Origin of the sequence: Deinococcus aetherius, assembly GCF_025997855.1 — a bacterium.
Taxonomy (GTDB): domain Bacteria; phylum Deinococcota; class Deinococci; order Deinococcales; family Deinococcaceae; genus Deinococcus; species Deinococcus aetherius.
This window is the reverse complement of the sequence record NZ_AP026560.1, coordinates 2,263,551-2,277,720: the sequence shown is the minus strand read 5'-3', so window position 1 is coordinate 2,277,720 and position 14,170 is coordinate 2,263,551. Positions and strand designations below refer to the sequence as shown.

The 14,170-nt window shown below is 70.9% G+C and carries 13 protein-coding genes; 6 read left to right on the top strand and 7 right to left on the bottom strand.

Translation table 11 applies throughout. The features are described from left to right. Nucleotides 1–216: 216 nt before the first annotated feature. The gene (locus DAETH_RS11515; protein WP_264775034.1) at nucleotides 217–1,479 is read right to left on the bottom strand and encodes an ABC transporter substrate-binding protein; all 1,263 of its coding nucleotides are present in this window, start codon (nucleotides 1,477–1,479) and stop codon (nucleotides 217–219) included. A gap of 197 nt (nucleotides 1,480–1,676) precedes the next feature. Between DAETH_RS11515 and DAETH_RS11510 the strand changes: the two genes are divergently transcribed. Next, entirely contained in the window at nucleotides 1,677–2,918 is a 1,242-nt protein-coding gene (locus DAETH_RS11510) for a cytochrome P450 (protein ID WP_264775033.1), read from the top strand. Continuing rightward, entirely contained in the window at nucleotides 2,915–3,853 is a 939-nt protein-coding gene (locus tag DAETH_RS11505; RefSeq protein ID WP_264775032.1) for a phosphotransferase enzyme family protein, read from the top strand. The genes DAETH_RS11510 and DAETH_RS11505 overlap by 4 nt, the downstream gene beginning before the upstream one ends. Nucleotides 3,854–3,859: 6 nt before the next feature. Here DAETH_RS11505 and DAETH_RS11500 read toward each other — a convergent pair whose 3' ends face one another. Both DAETH_RS11500 and DAETH_RS11495 read right to left on the bottom strand, forming a co-directional pair. Further along, nucleotides 3,860–4,546: a hypothetical protein gene (locus tag DAETH_RS11500; RefSeq protein ID WP_264775031.1), complete on the bottom strand. Its 687-nt coding sequence runs from the start codon at nucleotides 4,544–4,546 to the stop codon at nucleotides 3,860–3,862. A gap of 105 nt (nucleotides 4,547–4,651) precedes the next feature. Beyond that, nucleotides 4,652–4,855 (bottom strand): helix-turn-helix domain-containing protein, encoded by a 204-nt coding sequence (locus DAETH_RS11495; protein WP_102128235.1) that lies wholly within the window; start codon nucleotides 4,853–4,855, stop codon nucleotides 4,652–4,654. Between the two features lie 477 nt (nucleotides 4,856–5,332). On the opposite strand from DAETH_RS11495, the gene DAETH_RS11490 reads away from it, so the two are divergent. The 3 genes from DAETH_RS11490 (at nucleotide 5,333) to DAETH_RS11480 (ending at nucleotide 8,394) form a co-directional block, all read left to right on the top strand. After that, nucleotides 5,333–6,280 carry a leishmanolysin-related zinc metalloendopeptidase gene (locus DAETH_RS11490; protein WP_264775030.1) on the top strand — a complete coding sequence of 316 codons (948 nt, stop codon included), beginning with the start codon at nucleotides 5,333–5,335 and terminating at the stop codon, nucleotides 6,278–6,280. 81 nt (nucleotides 6,281–6,361) lie between these two features. After that, nucleotides 6,362–7,135 (top strand): DUF554 domain-containing protein, encoded by a 774-nt coding sequence (locus DAETH_RS11485; RefSeq protein ID WP_264775029.1) that lies wholly within the window; start codon nucleotides 6,362–6,364, stop codon nucleotides 7,133–7,135. A gap of 377 nt (nucleotides 7,136–7,512) precedes the next feature. After that, complete coding sequence (locus DAETH_RS11480) at nucleotides 7,513–8,394, top strand: SDR family NAD(P)-dependent oxidoreductase (protein WP_264775028.1); 882 nt, start codon at nucleotides 7,513–7,515, stop codon at nucleotides 8,392–8,394. 3 nt (nucleotides 8,395–8,397) lie between these two features. Here the strand turns inward: DAETH_RS11480 and nspC are convergent, their stop codons facing one another. The 4 genes from nspC to DAETH_RS11460 form a co-directional block, all read right to left on the bottom strand. Beyond that, entirely contained in the window at nucleotides 8,398–9,627 is a 1,230-nt protein-coding gene (nspC, locus tag DAETH_RS11475; protein ID WP_264775027.1) for a carboxynorspermidine decarboxylase, read from the bottom strand. Between the two features lie 52 nt (nucleotides 9,628–9,679). Beyond that, a complete protein-coding gene (locus tag DAETH_RS11470) occupies nucleotides 9,680–10,399 on the bottom strand; it encodes a 2-phosphosulfolactate phosphatase (RefSeq protein ID WP_264775026.1) in 720 nt (239 codons plus the stop codon). Continuing rightward, nucleotides 10,396–11,079: a ribulose-phosphate 3-epimerase gene (gene rpe / locus DAETH_RS11465; protein WP_264775025.1), complete on the bottom strand. Its 684-nt coding sequence runs from the start codon at nucleotides 11,077–11,079 to the stop codon at nucleotides 10,396–10,398. The genes DAETH_RS11470 and rpe overlap by 4 nt, the downstream gene beginning before the upstream one ends. An 89-nt stretch (nucleotides 11,080–11,168) precedes the next feature. Beyond that, nucleotides 11,169–11,816, bottom strand: coding sequence for a YbhB/YbcL family Raf kinase inhibitor-like protein (locus DAETH_RS11460; RefSeq protein ID WP_264775024.1), 648 nt, complete (start codon nucleotides 11,814–11,816; stop codon nucleotides 11,169–11,171). A gap of 195 nt (nucleotides 11,817–12,011) precedes the next feature. Here DAETH_RS11460 and scpA point away from each other — a divergent pair, with 195 nt between their 5' ends. Further along, the gene (gene scpA, locus DAETH_RS11455) at nucleotides 12,012–14,162 is read left to right on the top strand and encodes a methylmalonyl-CoA mutase (RefSeq protein WP_264775023.1); all 2,151 of its coding nucleotides are present in this window, start codon (nucleotides 12,012–12,014) and stop codon (nucleotides 14,160–14,162) included. Nucleotides 14,163–14,170: the final 8 nt, after the last annotated feature.

The window sequence follows — 14,170 nt, the reverse complement described above, 5'->3', positions numbered from 1 at the left end:
GGTGAGAACGGGCGGGAGCCGTCAGCCCACGGTCAGGTGTGTGCTGGCACCAGCCTGAACCTCTGGCGTAGCGGCCGGATGAGGGGCGCGCGAGCAAAAGATGAATGCAAAGGATTGTGGCCCCACGCCCGGGAAACGGAAGGGGGGACGCCCAAGCGTGGACGTCCCCCGGGGGCGCTCAGGTGCGGGCCGGTTGCACCCGCTCACCGAGCCGGCTTAGAAGCCGCGCCCCTTGATGCGGGCGATTTCGGTCGAGAGCTGGGCCACGGCGGCCTGACCCTTGGCCTTGCCGTTGAGCACGTTGCTCACGGCAGTGCTGAAGGCCTGCGACACCTGGTTGTACTTGCCCTTGGTGGCCGCCGAGGGGCGGGGCACCGCGTTCGTGAACACGCTGTACAGGCTGCCGAAGAAGGGGTTGGCCTTCAGGATCGCCTGGTCCTTGTACAGGGCCGGGATGGTGGGGTTGTAGGCCCCCTCGATGGCGCGGATCTTCTGCTCGGCCGGGCTGGTCAGGTAGCGCACCAGGTCGATGGCGGCGGCCTGGTTCTTGGAGTACGAGCTCACGCCGAGGTTCCAGCCGCCGAGCGTCGCGGAGGGCTTGCCGCCCACCCCGGCGGGCAGCGGCGCCACGCCGATCTTGCCCTTCACCTTGGAGTCCTCGCCCTGGGCCAGCGCGTAGGCGTAGGGCCAGTTGCGCATGAAGGCCGCGTTCCCCGACTGGAAGATGCCGCGCGCCTCCTCCTCGCCGTAGGTCGTCACGCCCGCCGGGCTGATGTTGCGAATCCAGCTCGCGGCGGTGTCGAGGGCCTGGGCGGCCTTGGGGTTGTTGATGGTGACCTTGCCGGTGTTGTCCACGATGGTCCCGCCGCCGAAGGAGTTCACCCACTCCAGCGCGTCACAGGTCAGGCCCTCGTAGTTCTTGCCCTGGAAGACGAAGCCCGCGAAGGTCTGGTTCGCCGGGCGCTCGCCGTCCTGGATCTTCTTCGCCATGGTGGCGAGTTCGGCCCAGGTCTTGGGGGGCGCGGAGTAGCCGTACTTCTTCAGCAGGTCGGTGCGGTAGTACAGCAGCCCGGCGTCGGTGAACCAGGGCAGCGAGACCAGCTTGCCGTTCACGGTGTTGGCCTCGACGATGCGCGGGAAGAACTGGTTGATCTCGGCGGCGGGCACCTTGCCCTTGAGGTCCACGAAGTGCTGCGAGAGCAGACCGGGCCAGATCACGTCGAGCTGGTACACGTCGATGTCGCTGCTGCGCGCGGCGAGCTGCTGCTGGTACAGGCCCAGGCGGTCGTTCGTGAGGTTCGGGCTCTCGAAGATTCGAACGGTGTTCCCGGTCTTCTTGGCCCAGCGGTCGGCGCCCGCCTTGCACAGCTCGAGTTCCTGACCCACGGCCCCACAGGCCAGGGTGAGCGTCACGGCCCCGGCGTGGGTGGCGGCGCTGAACGCGGCGATGAGGCTGACGACGGCAATTGCTTTCTTCATGCGTCCTCCGGGGTGGACCCTTGCAGGCCAGAGGCCCGCCGCCTCTCTTCGGAAGCGGTTCCACCCTTAACTCGACTTTGGTCAGTGAAGGCTACACCGCTTTTGCCCCCTCAGTCAACGTGAGGAACGCAACAGATGGGTGGAAACGCCCGGTGGACCGCAGATGGACTCCGCCACGCCTGCCGTAGCCTGGGGTCATGTCCCTGCCCGCGTTCGCGCTGCCCCTGACTGACCCGGCGTTCGTGCGTGACCCCTCCCCCTGGCTGGCGCGGGTGCGCGAGGAGACGCCCGCCTTCCGCGACCCCAGGCTGGGCCGCGTCTTCCTGACCCGGCACGGGGACATCGCGGCGCTGCTGCGGGACCGCCGCTTCGGGCGCAGCGCCCTGCACCGTTACTCGCGCGACGAGCTGGGCTGGCCGCCGCCCGACTCGGCCCAGGCGAACTTCGACGCCTTCAACGGCAACCACCTCCTCGACTCCGAGCCGCCCAAGCACACCCGGCTGCGCTCGCTCGTCAGCCTCGCCTTCACGCCCCGGCGGGTGGAGGCCCTGGCGGGGCGAATCGAGGCACTGCTGGCGCGACAACTGGCGGAGGTAGGGGGGGGCCGCTTCGACCTTGTGGCCGAATACGCCGAGTCCCTGCCCGTCACGGTGATCGCCGAACTGCTGGGGGTGCCGCCGGAAGAACGTAGTCAACTGCGCCCCTGGTCGGCGGCCATCGTGCGGCTGTACGAACCTAGCTACACCCGCGAGGAGCAGGTGGCGGCGGAGCGGGCCGTGCTGGACTTCAGCGCCCTGCTGCGCGATCTCGCCCACCTTCGCCGACAGGCCCCGCGAGACGACCTGATCACCGCCCTCGTCCAGGCCGAGGAGGGCGGCGACCGCCTGACCGAGCGCGAACTCATCGACACCTGCATCCTGCTCCTGAACGCCGGGCACGAGGCGTCGGTGAACGGCCTCTCGGCGGGCGTGCTCGCGCTGTTGCGGGAGCCCGAGAAGTGGCGGACGCTCGCACAGGCCGCCCCGCGCCAGGGCAGCCTGCCCCTCTTCCGCACGGCGCTGGAGGAACTGCTGCGCTTCGACACGCCCCTGCCCCTCTTCGAGCGGTACGCGCTGGAGGAGGTCACTCTGCACGGCGAGACCGTGCGCCCCGGCGAGAAGGTGGGCCTCCTGTACGCGAGCGGCAACCGCGACCCGCGCCGCTTCGAGCGCCCGGACGAGCTGGACCTGACCCGCGACCCCAACCCGCACCTGACCTTCGGGCTGGGGACGCACTACTGCCTGGGCGCGCCTCTCGCGCGGCTCGAACTCTCTCTCAGCCTGCGCGCCCTGGCCCGCACCTTTCCGGGGCTGCGCCTCGCCGACCCGGCCTCGGAGCCCGAGTACGTGGGCGGCTTCGTGATCCGGGGCCTCCGGCGGCTGGACGTGGTGCCGGGGTGAGGCCCGAGGAGGTCGCGCGGGTCTGGGACGTGGGCGCGGTGCGGGCCGTCGCTCCGCTGGGGGGCGGGAGTATCAACGGGGCCTTCCGGGTGTGGGCGGAGGCGGGAACTTTCCACCTGCGCGTCTACCGAAGCACCGAGCAGGCGCGGGTCGAGCGGGAGCACGCGGCGATTGCCCTCGCCGTGGAGGCCGGGCTTCCCACGCCGCCGCCGCTCGTGACCCGGGCGGGGGGCACGGTGGGGCGGTCGGGGGCCGCCCTCGCCGCCCTCTTTCCCGTGGCCCCCGGGGCGCCCGTCGCGCGGGGGAGCCTGACGCCCGCCCACGCGGCGGCCCTCGGCGCCTTCCTCGCGGACCTCCATGACCGGCTCCCCTCCTCCGCGCCGTTCGACGTTCCCGGGCTCGGGGTGTCGAGCGTGGGCCGAGCGATTGAACGGCTGGAGCGCGTGCGCTCGGCCCTCCTCGCCCTGCCCCGCCCCGACGAGGTGGACGGCTGGGCGCTGGAGAGGACGGGGCAGCGGTTGGCGTACCTCGGGGCCTCGCCCTCGCCCGACTACCCTCCCGCCTTTCCCTCACGTTTCCTGCACGGCGACTACCACGACGGCAACGTGTTCTTCGGGGGCACGCGGCCCACCGCCCTGATCGACTGGGAGCAGACCCGCCGCGCCCCCCGCGCCTGGGAGGTCGTGCGCTGCCTGCACCTCAGCCTGGGACTGAACCCGGCCCTGGGCGAGCCCTTCCTGGGAGCCTACCGCGCCCGTCTGTCCCTTCCCGCCGGGGAACTGGCGGACGGCGCGGCCTTCTACGCCCTCGTGCAGGAGCGCAACGTGTGGACCTACGAGAGCGTGTACCTGGAGGGCAACCCGGGCCCGAGGATGTTCATCCGCCCGCCGTACGTTCCCTCTGGAAAGGCCTGGGCAGAGTCGGGGCTGGCCTAGGCGGTCTCAGGTCCCGTCGGCAAAACCCCGCAGCCACACCTCGCCCAGTTCCCCCGCCGTCGCCTCCGCCCGCGCCTCCTCCTTCCGCCCGAGGGCGAGCAGGGCGACCACCCGCGCCGGGCTGCGGGGCAGGCTGCGAGGCAGGGCCTTCCCCGCCGTGCGGTCCGCCTTCTCCCGACTACCGACGGAGGCCTGCGCGTGGGCGAGGACCGAAAGCAGGTGCGCGTCGGCCTGAGTCTCCGCGAGTTCGGCCACCCTCAGCCCCTCGGCGAGGGTGCGCAGAGCGGCGCGCGGGTCGGTGCGGAGGTGCAGTTCGCCGAGCAGGGTGACGGCGGCGGTCAGGGCCCCGGCGTCACCCTGGGCGCGGGCGAGGTGACGGGCGTGCGCGGCGAGGTCGGCGGCGTCCGGCCCCCCGAGCTGCCACGCGGCCCGGGCGCGCAACAGGGCGGGGCGGGCGGCGTCGGGCTGACCGTGCAAGGCCTCCAACGCGGCCCCCGGGTGGCCCAGGCGCAGGTGGGCGGCGGCGAGCGTGAGGGGGTCGTCGGCCCAGCGGACGGCGAGAGACGGCCTGCCCAGGTGCAGTGCGAGCGGGGCCGCCCGGGTCTGCTCGGAGGAGTCGAGCGTCTGCAAGGCCGCGAGCGCAGCAACGTCGTCCCCCCGTGCGAGGGCCGCGTGCAGGGCCGCGAGGCTCACGCCCCCCACCCGAACAGGACGTTCACGGGAGAGGATGCGCGCCGCTCGTGTGGAGACCAGGAGGAGCCGAGCCCCCCCATGCGGCGGCGCTCTGCGGACGCAGCTTCAGGCGCTCAGGCCGAGGTCCAGACCCAGGAAGCGCCACAGCGAGCGCCGGGGCACGCGCAGGCCGCTCGGGTGTTCGACCGCGCCGAGGCGGCCGTCCCGGATCCAGCGGCGGACGGTGCGTTCGTGGGTGCCCGTGAAGTCGGCGACCTCGCTGACCTTCAGGAGCTTCGGGAGCGTCTGGAACTGTTCGGTGAGCGTCAAGGGAAACCTCCGAAAAGCACGCGGGGCCGCCCTGACGGCAGCCCCGACCACGTTCTGCATTGACCGAGCCCACCACCCGGCCCGCCCGCACCATACGGCGGAAGGCAGAGTGGCAAGGCGGCGAGACAGGTCAACTTGGGGGAAGCGTACCACGCCACGCGTCACCCCCACGTCAAGCCTAAAGGGGGCATCAGGGGAGTCCTCCCCCCCGACGAAGTGCAAGGCCCGTCGTCCAGGTCGGGCATGAGGGGAGAGAAGCCCTGTAGTTCCTTGCCCTGTTTCGGGCCTGGGCTGGACCCTTCCCCCCAAGCCCTCGGTGTCACCTCGTGTGAAGACCTTCACAGCCCCCACATCCTGCTCACACCCTCCGCTCTACGCTCCGCCTGCTCCTCCAACTGTTCGTCCGCACGAACGTGTAAGCCCTTTCCCGGGGCTCTTCTGCCCGCGTCCCTCGCCCCTTGACCCGGAGGTCTCCCCATGTCCCGACTCCCCCTCAGCGCCGCTGCCCTCGCCCTGACCGCCCTGCTCGCCTCGTGCGGGGGCCAGAACCGGGAGGCGGGCGTGCAGGCGCCGACCGCCGCACAGGAGGGCGCCGTGTTGCCCGGCGTCGCTGCCCTGCCGCTCGACCCGTACCTCAGCGCCGGGCCGGTGGGCGAGCAGGCGACCGAGGCCTACAACATCACCCTGCGCTTCGCCGCCGGAAGCGACGCGAGCGTGGTAAACGCGATGAACGCCGCCGCGAGCCGCTGGCAGGGCGTGATCACCCAGGGGCTGCCGAGCGTGACGGCGAACGTCCCCGCCAATTCCTGCGGCAGCAACGCGGCGTTCTCGGGCACCATCGACGACATCCTGGTGTTCACGGGCAACAAGAGCATCGACGGCCCCGGCGGCGTCCTCGCCCAGAGCGGCCCGTGCTCCATCCGCTCGTCGAGCGGTCTGACGACCTACTCGACCCTGGTCTTCGACACCGCCGACCTCGGGCAGTTCAGCTCGCAGCTCGCCGACATCGCCGTGCACGAACTCGGGCACTCGCTGGGGATCGGGAGCCTGTGGCGGACCTTCGGCCTCGTGAGCGGGACCGGCACCACCAACCCCGTCTATACCGGCACCAACGGGGTGCGCGAGTACCGCGCCTTCGGCGGCACGCTGAGCACCGTGCCCGTCGAGAACCAGGGCGGCTCGGGCACGGCGGGCGCGCACTGGCGCGAGACCACCTTCAAGAACGAGCTGATGACCGGCTACCTCAACAGCGGTGTCAAGAACCCGCTCTCGCGCCTGAGCATCGGCTCCTTGCAGGACATGGGCTACGCGGTGAACTACGGCGCGGCGGACGCCTACAGCCTGACGACCGCGCAGGCGGTGACCGAGCAGCTCGACCTCGGCGGGCGCGAGGAGATCATCACGCCGAAGTACCGCAGCCAGTAATCCCCGCCCTCCTCCCGGGCACCGCCTCGCCCCACCGGGCCGGGGCGGTGTTCTTTGCACGCGGCGCTAGGCTGGTCGCCGATGAGCCTCCTCTCGCAAGTCTCCGGCACCCTGATCAACGTGGCCGCCGTTCTGCTGGGCACCCTGCTGGGGCTCACCCTCGGCGGGCGGCTTCCCGAGCGCACCCAGCGCACCCTGCTGCAAACGCTCAGCCTGGTCACCCTCTTCATCGGGCTCGACATGGCGGGGAGCCTCAACCGGGTGACGGGCGGGGTCGTCCCCGGCGTGATCCTCGCGCTGATCAGCCTCGCGCTGGGGGCCGTGATCGGCGAGGCGCTGGGCATCGAGGAGGGGCTGACCCGGCTGGGCGAGCGGTTGAGGCGGCGCTTCCAGGGGGGCGGGCGCTTCACGGAAGGTTTTGTCGCCGCCAGCCTGCTCTTCTGCGTCGGGCCGATGACGGTGGTGGGGGGCCTCCAGAACGGCCTGACCGGGGACAGCGGCACCTACGTCCTCAAGAGCACCCTCGACGGCATCGCCTCGCTCGCGCTGGCGGGGGCGTACGGCATCGGGGTGGGCTTCAGCGTGATCACCGTGCTCGTCCTCCAGGGGGGCCTCAGCCTCGCGGCGGGGGCCTTCGCGGCCGGGCTGCTCGGCGGGGCGGACCCGGGCGTCCTGAAGACGAACGCCTACGTCCTGATGATCACCGGGGCGGGCGGCCTGATCATCTCCGGCATCAGTTGGAACCTGATGCTCGCCGGACTGGGCTGGGAGGACCGCCGGGTGCGGGTGGGGAGTATGCTTCCGGCCCTCGTCGTCGCGCCGCTCGCGCTGTGGGTGGCGGGGCGGCTGGGGTAGGGGAGGGGGCCGAAGATCGGCGGTTCATGAGATGGCGGGGAAATTCGTGTAGCGCCCTGTCAGAGCACCGTCAGCATCTATATCTACCCTGGCAACCATCACCAGACCGTGCCGATCCCGACCTCCCCACCCTCCTGATCCCCCGAGCCGGGTGTGATTGCCGGGGACCCTTCCCCGTCCCTCGCCCGGCCTGAAGCCTCCCGCGCCCCCCTCTCCACGTTCTCCCCGGGCCGGGTCACAATGTCGGCGCGCCCGCAGGCGGCGAATCCCGCCCCCGGCGCAGGTTCGGAGCCTCCTGTTTCCAGAAGAAGCGTCCCCGCCGGGAGTGGCGGGACGTTTCTTTTGGGTTGCTCTTGGGCTGGTAAGTTGGCCGCCCTATGCCAACACTTCACGGAAAGGTCGCCCTCGTCACCGGGGCCAGCCGGGGCGTCGGGCGCGGGGTCGCCCTGGGGCTGGGGGAGGCCGGGGCCACGGTCTACGTGACGGGCCGCACCCTCGGCGGGCGCCACCCCGAGATGCCCTTCCTGGTGGGCAGCCTGGAGGAAACGGCGGCGGACGTGACCGCTCTCGGCGGGCAGGGCGTCCCGGTCCAGTGCGACCACCGTGACGACGCGCAGACTCGCGCTGTGATCGAGCGAATCACGGAAGAATACGGCCACCTCGACGTGCTCGTGAACAACGTCTGGGGCGGCTACGAGGGCCTGCACCGCTGGGACGAGCGCGGGCAGGCGTGGAACGCGCCGTTCTGGGAGCAACCGCTCTCGATCTGGAACGACATGTTCGACTCGGGCGTGCGGGCCCACTACGTCACCACTGCGCTCGCCGCGCCCCTCCTGATCGCGGCCCGGGGGCTCGTCGTCAACATCAGCTTCTTCGCGGGGGGGCGGCACCGGGGCAGCGAGAACATTCCCTATTTCCTCGCCAAGAACGCGGACGACCGGATGGCGGAGGCGTTCGCCAACCACCTGCGCCCGCACCGGGTCGCCGCCGTGTCGCTCTACCCCGGCCTCGTCCGCACCGAGGGCGTGCTCCTCGCCCCCGAGGGCGCCTTCGACCTCTCCAACTCGGAGTCGCCGCAGTTCCTGGGCCGCGCCGTCGCCCACCTCGCCGCCGACCCGGGCGTGCTGGACCGCACGGGCCAGGTGCTCGTCGCCGCAGAACTCGCCGGGGAGTACGGCTTCACCGACATAGACGGCAGGCGGCCCCGGTCGATTCGCCCCGAGTTCGAGGCGGAGGGACCGGGGCCGGAGTCGGCGTGACGCTCAGCTCAGCTTGGCCTTGAACTCCTCGTAGCCGAACGCCTTGACCCGCTCGTAGCTCCCGCCTACGTGCAGGATGCCGATGTCGGGGTGCTTGACCCCGTTGAAGAAGGTCGTCTTGACCATCGTGTAGTGCATCATGTCGTCGAAGACCACCCGGTCGCCCACGCGCAATTCGTGGTCGAAGACGTACTCGCCCACCACGTCGCCCGCCAGGCAGGTCGTCCCGCCGATGAGGTAGGGGTGGTCGCCGCTCGCGTAGTCGTTCGCCTCGCGGTGGGTGACCTCCCCGTCGCCGGGGTCACGGGCGCCCAGGATGCGCGGGCGATAGGGCATCTCCAGCACGTCGGGCATATGCGCGCTGACGGACACGTCGAGGACGGCGATGTCTCTGACGTTGTGCACCACGTCGAGCACGCTGCTCACCAGCCAGCCCGTCTGCCACGCGAAGGCGCTGCCGGGCTCCAGCAGGACGTGGACGCCCCACTTCTGCCGGAAGGCACGCACTACGCGGATTAGCCGCTCAATGTCGTACCCCTGCCGCGTCATCAGGTGCCCGCCGCCGAAGTTCACCCACTTCATCCGGGGCAGGAACTCGCCGAAATTGCGCTCCACGACCTCTAGCGTGCGCTCCAGCGTGTCGGAGTCCTTTTCGCAGAGGGTGTGGAAGTGCAGCCCGTCGATGCCGTCGAGGAGGTCGGCTCGGAACTCGCGCCGGGTCACGCCGAGGCGGGAGAAGGGCCCGGCGGGGTTGTAGAGGTCCGTCTCGACCTCCGCGTACTCGGGGTTGACGCGGATTCCGATGTGGACCGTCTTCCCGGCGGCGCGGGCGGCCTCGACCTGGGGCTTGAAGCGTTCCCACTGGCTGAACGAGTTGAAGACGAGGTGGTCGGCGAGTTCGAGCATCTGCCCGAAGTCCTCGTCGCTGTAGGCGGGGGCGTAGACGTGGACCTCGCCCCCCATCTCCTCGCGGGCGAGCAGGGCCTCGTTCAGGCTGCTCGCGGTCGCCCCGGTGACGCCGTACTCGCGCAGGAGAGGGAAAGTGCTCCACATGGCGAAGCCCTTGAAGGCCAGGATGATCTGCGCGCCGCTCTCGCGCTGGACGTGCGAGATCAGGGCGAGGTTGCGCCGCAGCCTCGACTCGTCCAGAACGAAGGCCGGGCTGGGGATGGCCCGCCAGTCGATGTCCTCGACGGGAGTCACGGCGGGGAGCTGGAAGTCGGAGACGGTCATGGGGGACAGGGTAGCGGGTGGGGGCGGCGGACACCGTTACGGGGACTGCCCCTCACCCAGCCACGAACCGCAGCGCCCCCGCCGTCTCCTGCACCGCGTCGAGGACCGGCACCAGCGTGCTCGTGCTGACCTGCGCGGCGTGGCGCACGTCGTCCCCTAGGCCCAGGCCGGCGAGGGCCTGACCGTGCCCGCTGCTGCTGACGACCTCGATGGGGTTCCCCGCATTGCGCCGCACCGTGAGGGCGATGCGGGTGCCGTCGTCGATGGAGAAGCCGCCCATCGTCAGCAAGTATTCGGAGAGCACTCCGGCGGCGTACACGTCCTCCAGCCCGACCCGCCCGTCCGTCCCCGCGCAGACGATGGCGATCTCCTCGGTGGCGAGCGCGCGGGCGCGGCGGGAAGCGGCGTGGGCGTTCGTCAGGGCGGCGAGCAGCACGTGCTTCCCCGTCTCGGCGGCGACGTGCGCGGCCCCGGTGCCGTTCGTCGTGTTCATCACCACCGTCTTGCCCGTGAAGTTCTGTGCCGCAGCCTCGACCGGGCTGTTGCCAAAGTCGAAGCCGGGGATGGGCAGCCCGCCCCGCTCCCCGCCGAGGAGGATGCCCGCGCCGCTCTCCCGCAGGGCGAAGGCGACCTCCGGCGTGGCGGTCAGGAGCAGGGCGTCCGCCCCGCGTTCGAGGTACTGCACGGCAGTGGTGGTGGCCCGCAGCACGTCCACCACGAGCACCACGTCCGGGTAGTTCCCGTGCGGCAGGAGATCCACCCGCAGCCTCACGCCAGCGCCTCCCGCAGCCGGGAGAGTCCGGCTGTCGCCCCGTCCGGCCCGAAGACGCTGCTGCCCGCGACGAGGACGGTCGCCCCCGCGCCTTGCAGCAGGCGGGCATTGTCCGGCGTCACGCCGCCGTCCACCTCCAGCTCCGCCTCGCTGCCGATCTCGTCCAGCCAGCGCCGCAGGGTTCGAATGCGCTCCACACTCGCGGGGATGAACTTCTGTCCCCCGAACCCCGGGTTCACGCTCATCACCAGCACGAGGTCCACGTCGCCGAGGACGGGGCGCACGGCCTCCAGCGGCGTGCCCGGATTGAGCGTCACGCCCGCCCGCTTGCCGAGTTCGCGGACGGTCTGCACGGCGCGGTGCAGGTGCGGGGTCGCCTCGACGTGGACGGTCAACCCGTCCGCGCCCGCCTCCGCGAAATCGCGCAGGTAGCGTTCGGGCCGCTCGATCATCAGGTGAACGTCGAGGAAGAGGTCGGTGGCCCGCCGTGCCGCGCTCAGGATGGGCAGCCCGAAGGAGATGTTAGGCACGAACAGGCCGTCCATCACGTCCACATGGGCGTAGTCGGCCCCGGCGATGCTCGCCAGTTCCTCGCCGAGGCGGGTGAAGTCGCAGGCGAGGAGGCTGGGAGCGAGCTTGACGCCTCCCGCACGGGCCGAAAACTGGGAAGAGGCAGTCACGCCCCAGATTCTAAGGGGCCCGCGCGAGAATGAGAGAAGTGTGTGGCGGGGGATAGACCACCCCCGGAGGCCTGTTCGGGGCGTGAAGGTTAGCGCCCGTACGTCGCCGTCAGGCTCGTCTTGGCAAGCACCGCGCCATTGAGGTTGAAGCCCAGGAAGGCGGGGGAGGCCCCGGCGGGAAGGTCCAGCGTCTTGTTCAGCGCGTACAGGGTGAAGACGTAGCGGTGCGGCGCGTCGCCGGGAGGCGGGCAGGCGCCGGTGAAGCCGGGCTGGCCGCCATCGTTGTTCAGTTGCGCGGCCCCGGCGGGCAACGTGCCGCCCGGGTTGCCCGCCCCCTGCGCGAGTCCCGTGGCCGTGGCGGGGATGTTGTAGACGATCCAGTGCCAGAAGCCGCTGCCCGTGGGGGCGTCGGGGTCGTACTTGGTGAGCACGAGGCTCTGCGTCCCGGCGGGCACGCCCGTCCAGCCCAGCGCCGGGCTGAGGTTCTGGCCCGTGCAGCCGAAGCCGTTCGCCACCTGGGCGTCGGGGTAGCGGCCCCCGTCCCTGAAGGTGGGGCTGGTGAGCCGCAGGGTCCCCGCCGTGCTTGCCGGGCTGGGCTGCGCCACACTCAGGCGCGCGGCGGGGTTCAGGCCCCCATTGGCGAGGTTGCCCTCCGCCGCCCCGTTCATGGCGGGGGCGCAGGCGGCGAGCGGGGCGACGAGGGTGAGGAGGGTGGCAGCTTTGAAGGGCGTGTTCATGGTCGAACCTCCGGGGGACACGGGGCTCAGTCCCTTTGACATGAAACGAGGTGTGTCCACCGTCCTCCCGCCGGGCCTCACAATTTGAACGGTTGATGGACGGTCCAGGGGGGGAGCCTGTCCCGTGTCCCCAGTCACCAAACGCCCGTTTGGTCTGCGCGTGGCATCATGGCCCCACACCGACACGGAGGCCGCATGACCGCACCGCACGACCTGTCCGCCTGGAAGGCCCTCGCCCGCAAGGACCTGCGCGGCGCGGACCCGGAAACGCTCAACCGCCCGACCCCCGAGGGGCTGACCCTCAAAGCCCTGTACACCGCCGCCGACGTGGAGGGCCTCGACCCCGGCCTGCCCGGCCTGCCGCCCTTCGTCCGGGGCCCGCGCGCCACGATGTACGCCGCCCGCCCGTGGACGATCCGGCAGTACGCGGGTTTCTCGACCGCCGAGGAGAGCAACGCCTTCTACCGCCGCAACCTCGCCGCCGGGCAAAAGGGCCTGTCCGTCGCCTTCGACCTCGCTACCCACCGGGGCTACGACTCCGACCACCCGCGCGTGGTGGGCGACGTGGGCAAGGCGGGCGTCGCCATCGACTCGGTCGAGGACATGAAGGTCCTCTTCGATGGCATCCCCCTTTCCGAGATGTCCGTCTCCATGACCATGAACGGGGCGGTGCTGCCCATCCTCGCCGGGTACGTCGTGGCGGGGCAGGAACAGGGGGCGACGCTGGGTCAGCTTTCGGGCACCATCCAGAACGACATCCTCAAAGAGTTCATGGTGCGCAACACTTACATCTACCCGCCCGGGCCCTCCATGCGGGTCGTCGCCGACATCATCGAGTTCACGGCGCGGGAGATGCCGCGCTTCAACTCCATCTCCATCAGCGGGTATCACCTCCAGGAGGCGGGGGCGAACGCGGCCCTCGAACTCGCCTATACCCTCGCGGACGGGCTGGAGTACGTGCGCGCGGCGCTTGCCAAGGGGCTCGACATCGACGAGTTCGCCCCCCGGCTGAGCTTCTTCTTCGCCATCGGGATGAACTTCTACACGGAGGTCGCCAAGCTCCGCGCCGCCCGGCTGCTGTGGTCGGAACTCATGGCCCAGTTCAACCCCAAAAACTCGATGAGCCGCGCCCTGCGGACCCACTGCCAGACCTCGGGCTGGTCGCTCACCGAGCAGGACCCGTACAACAACGTCGTTCGCACGGCGGTAGAGGCGATGGCGGCGGTCTTCGGCGGCACCCAGAGCCTGCACACGAACGCCTTCGACGAGGCGATTGGCCTGCCCACCGACTTCTCGGCCCGCATCGCGCGCAACACGCAGCTTGTCATCCAGGAGGAGACGGGCATTCCCCACGTCATCGACCCCTGGGGCGGGTCGTACCTGATGGAGAGATTGACCGCCGACCTCGCCGAGGAGGCCCGCAAGCTCATCGCGGAGGTCGAGGCGCTGGGCGGTATGGCGAAGGCGGTGGAGTCGGGGACGCCCAAGCTGAGAATCGAGGAGTCGGCGGCGCGCAAACAGGCCCGCATCGACCGGGGTGAGGACGTGATCGTGGGGGTGAACAAGTACCGCCCCGAGGTCGAGACGCACGTGGACGTGCTCAACATCGACAACGCCAGCGTTCGGGAAGGGCAGATTCGCCGCCTGGAGACGCTGCGGGCGACCCGGGATCAGGCCGATGTGGACCGGACCCTCACCGCTCTGTTGGAGTGCGCCCGGACGGGAGAGGGCAACCTCCTCGCCCTGAGTATCGAGGGGATGCGCGCCCGTGCGACGGTGGGCGAGGTGAGCGCCGCCCTGGAGAGCGTGTGGGGCCGCCACCAGGCCGAGGTGCGGACGCTGAGCGGCGTCTACGCGCAGGGCTACGCGGGGGATGAGGGCTTCTCGGCCCTGCAATCCGAGATCGCGGCGTTCGCCGCCGCCGAGGGCCGCCGTCCCCGGATGCTCGTGGTGAAGATGGGGCAGGACGGGCACGACCGGGGGGCGAAGGTGATCGCCACGGGCTTCGCGGACCTCGGCTTCGACGTGGACGTAGGCCCCCTCTTCCAGACGCCCGAGGAGGCCGCGCGGCAGGCCATTGAAAACGACGTTCACGTCATCGGCGTGAGCAGCCAGGCGGCAGGGCACGGCACGCTGATCCCCGCGCTGATCGGGGCGCTGCGGGCCCAGGGGGCGGACGACATCCTCGTGATCGCGGGTGGGGTAATTCCTCAGCAGGACTACGCGGCCCTGAAGGCGGCGGGGGTGGCGGGCATCTTCGGGCCGGGCACGCCGATCCTGACCTCGGCGCGGGAGGTCTTGCGGCTGCTGCGGGAGCGCCATCACGAGATGCCGCTGACGCCCTGAGATGAAAG

What these genes read in the sequence shown, in the direction of transcription:
- DAETH_RS11485 (WP_264775029.1), top strand. Translation starts at nt 6,362, where the DNA reads ATGAGCCTCCTCTCGCAAGTCTCCGGCACCCTGATCAACGTGGCCGCC.
- DAETH_RS11480 (WP_264775028.1), top strand. Translation starts at nt 7,513, where the DNA reads ATGCCAACACTTCACGGAAAGGTCGCCCTCGTCACCGGGGCCAGCCGG.
- DAETH_RS11510 (WP_264775033.1), top strand. Translation starts at nt 1,677, where the DNA reads ATGTCCCTGCCCGCGTTCGCGCTGCCCCTGACTGACCCGGCGTTCGTG.
- nspC (WP_264775027.1), bottom strand. Translation starts at nt 9,627, where the DNA reads ATGACCGTCTCCGACTTCCAGCTCCCCGCCGTGACTCCCGTCGAGGAC.
- DAETH_RS11460 (WP_264775024.1), bottom strand. Translation starts at nt 11,816, where the DNA reads ATGAACACGCCCTTCAAAGCTGCCACCCTCCTCACCCTCGTCGCCCCG.
- DAETH_RS11515 (WP_264775034.1), bottom strand. Translation starts at nt 1,479, where the DNA reads ATGAAGAAAGCAATTGCCGTCGTCAGCCTCATCGCCGCGTTCAGCGCC.
- scpA (WP_264775023.1), top strand. Translation starts at nt 12,012, where the DNA reads ATGACCGCACCGCACGACCTGTCCGCCTGGAAGGCCCTCGCCCGCAAG.
- DAETH_RS11490 (WP_264775030.1), top strand. Translation starts at nt 5,333, where the DNA reads ATGTCCCGACTCCCCCTCAGCGCCGCTGCCCTCGCCCTGACCGCCCTG.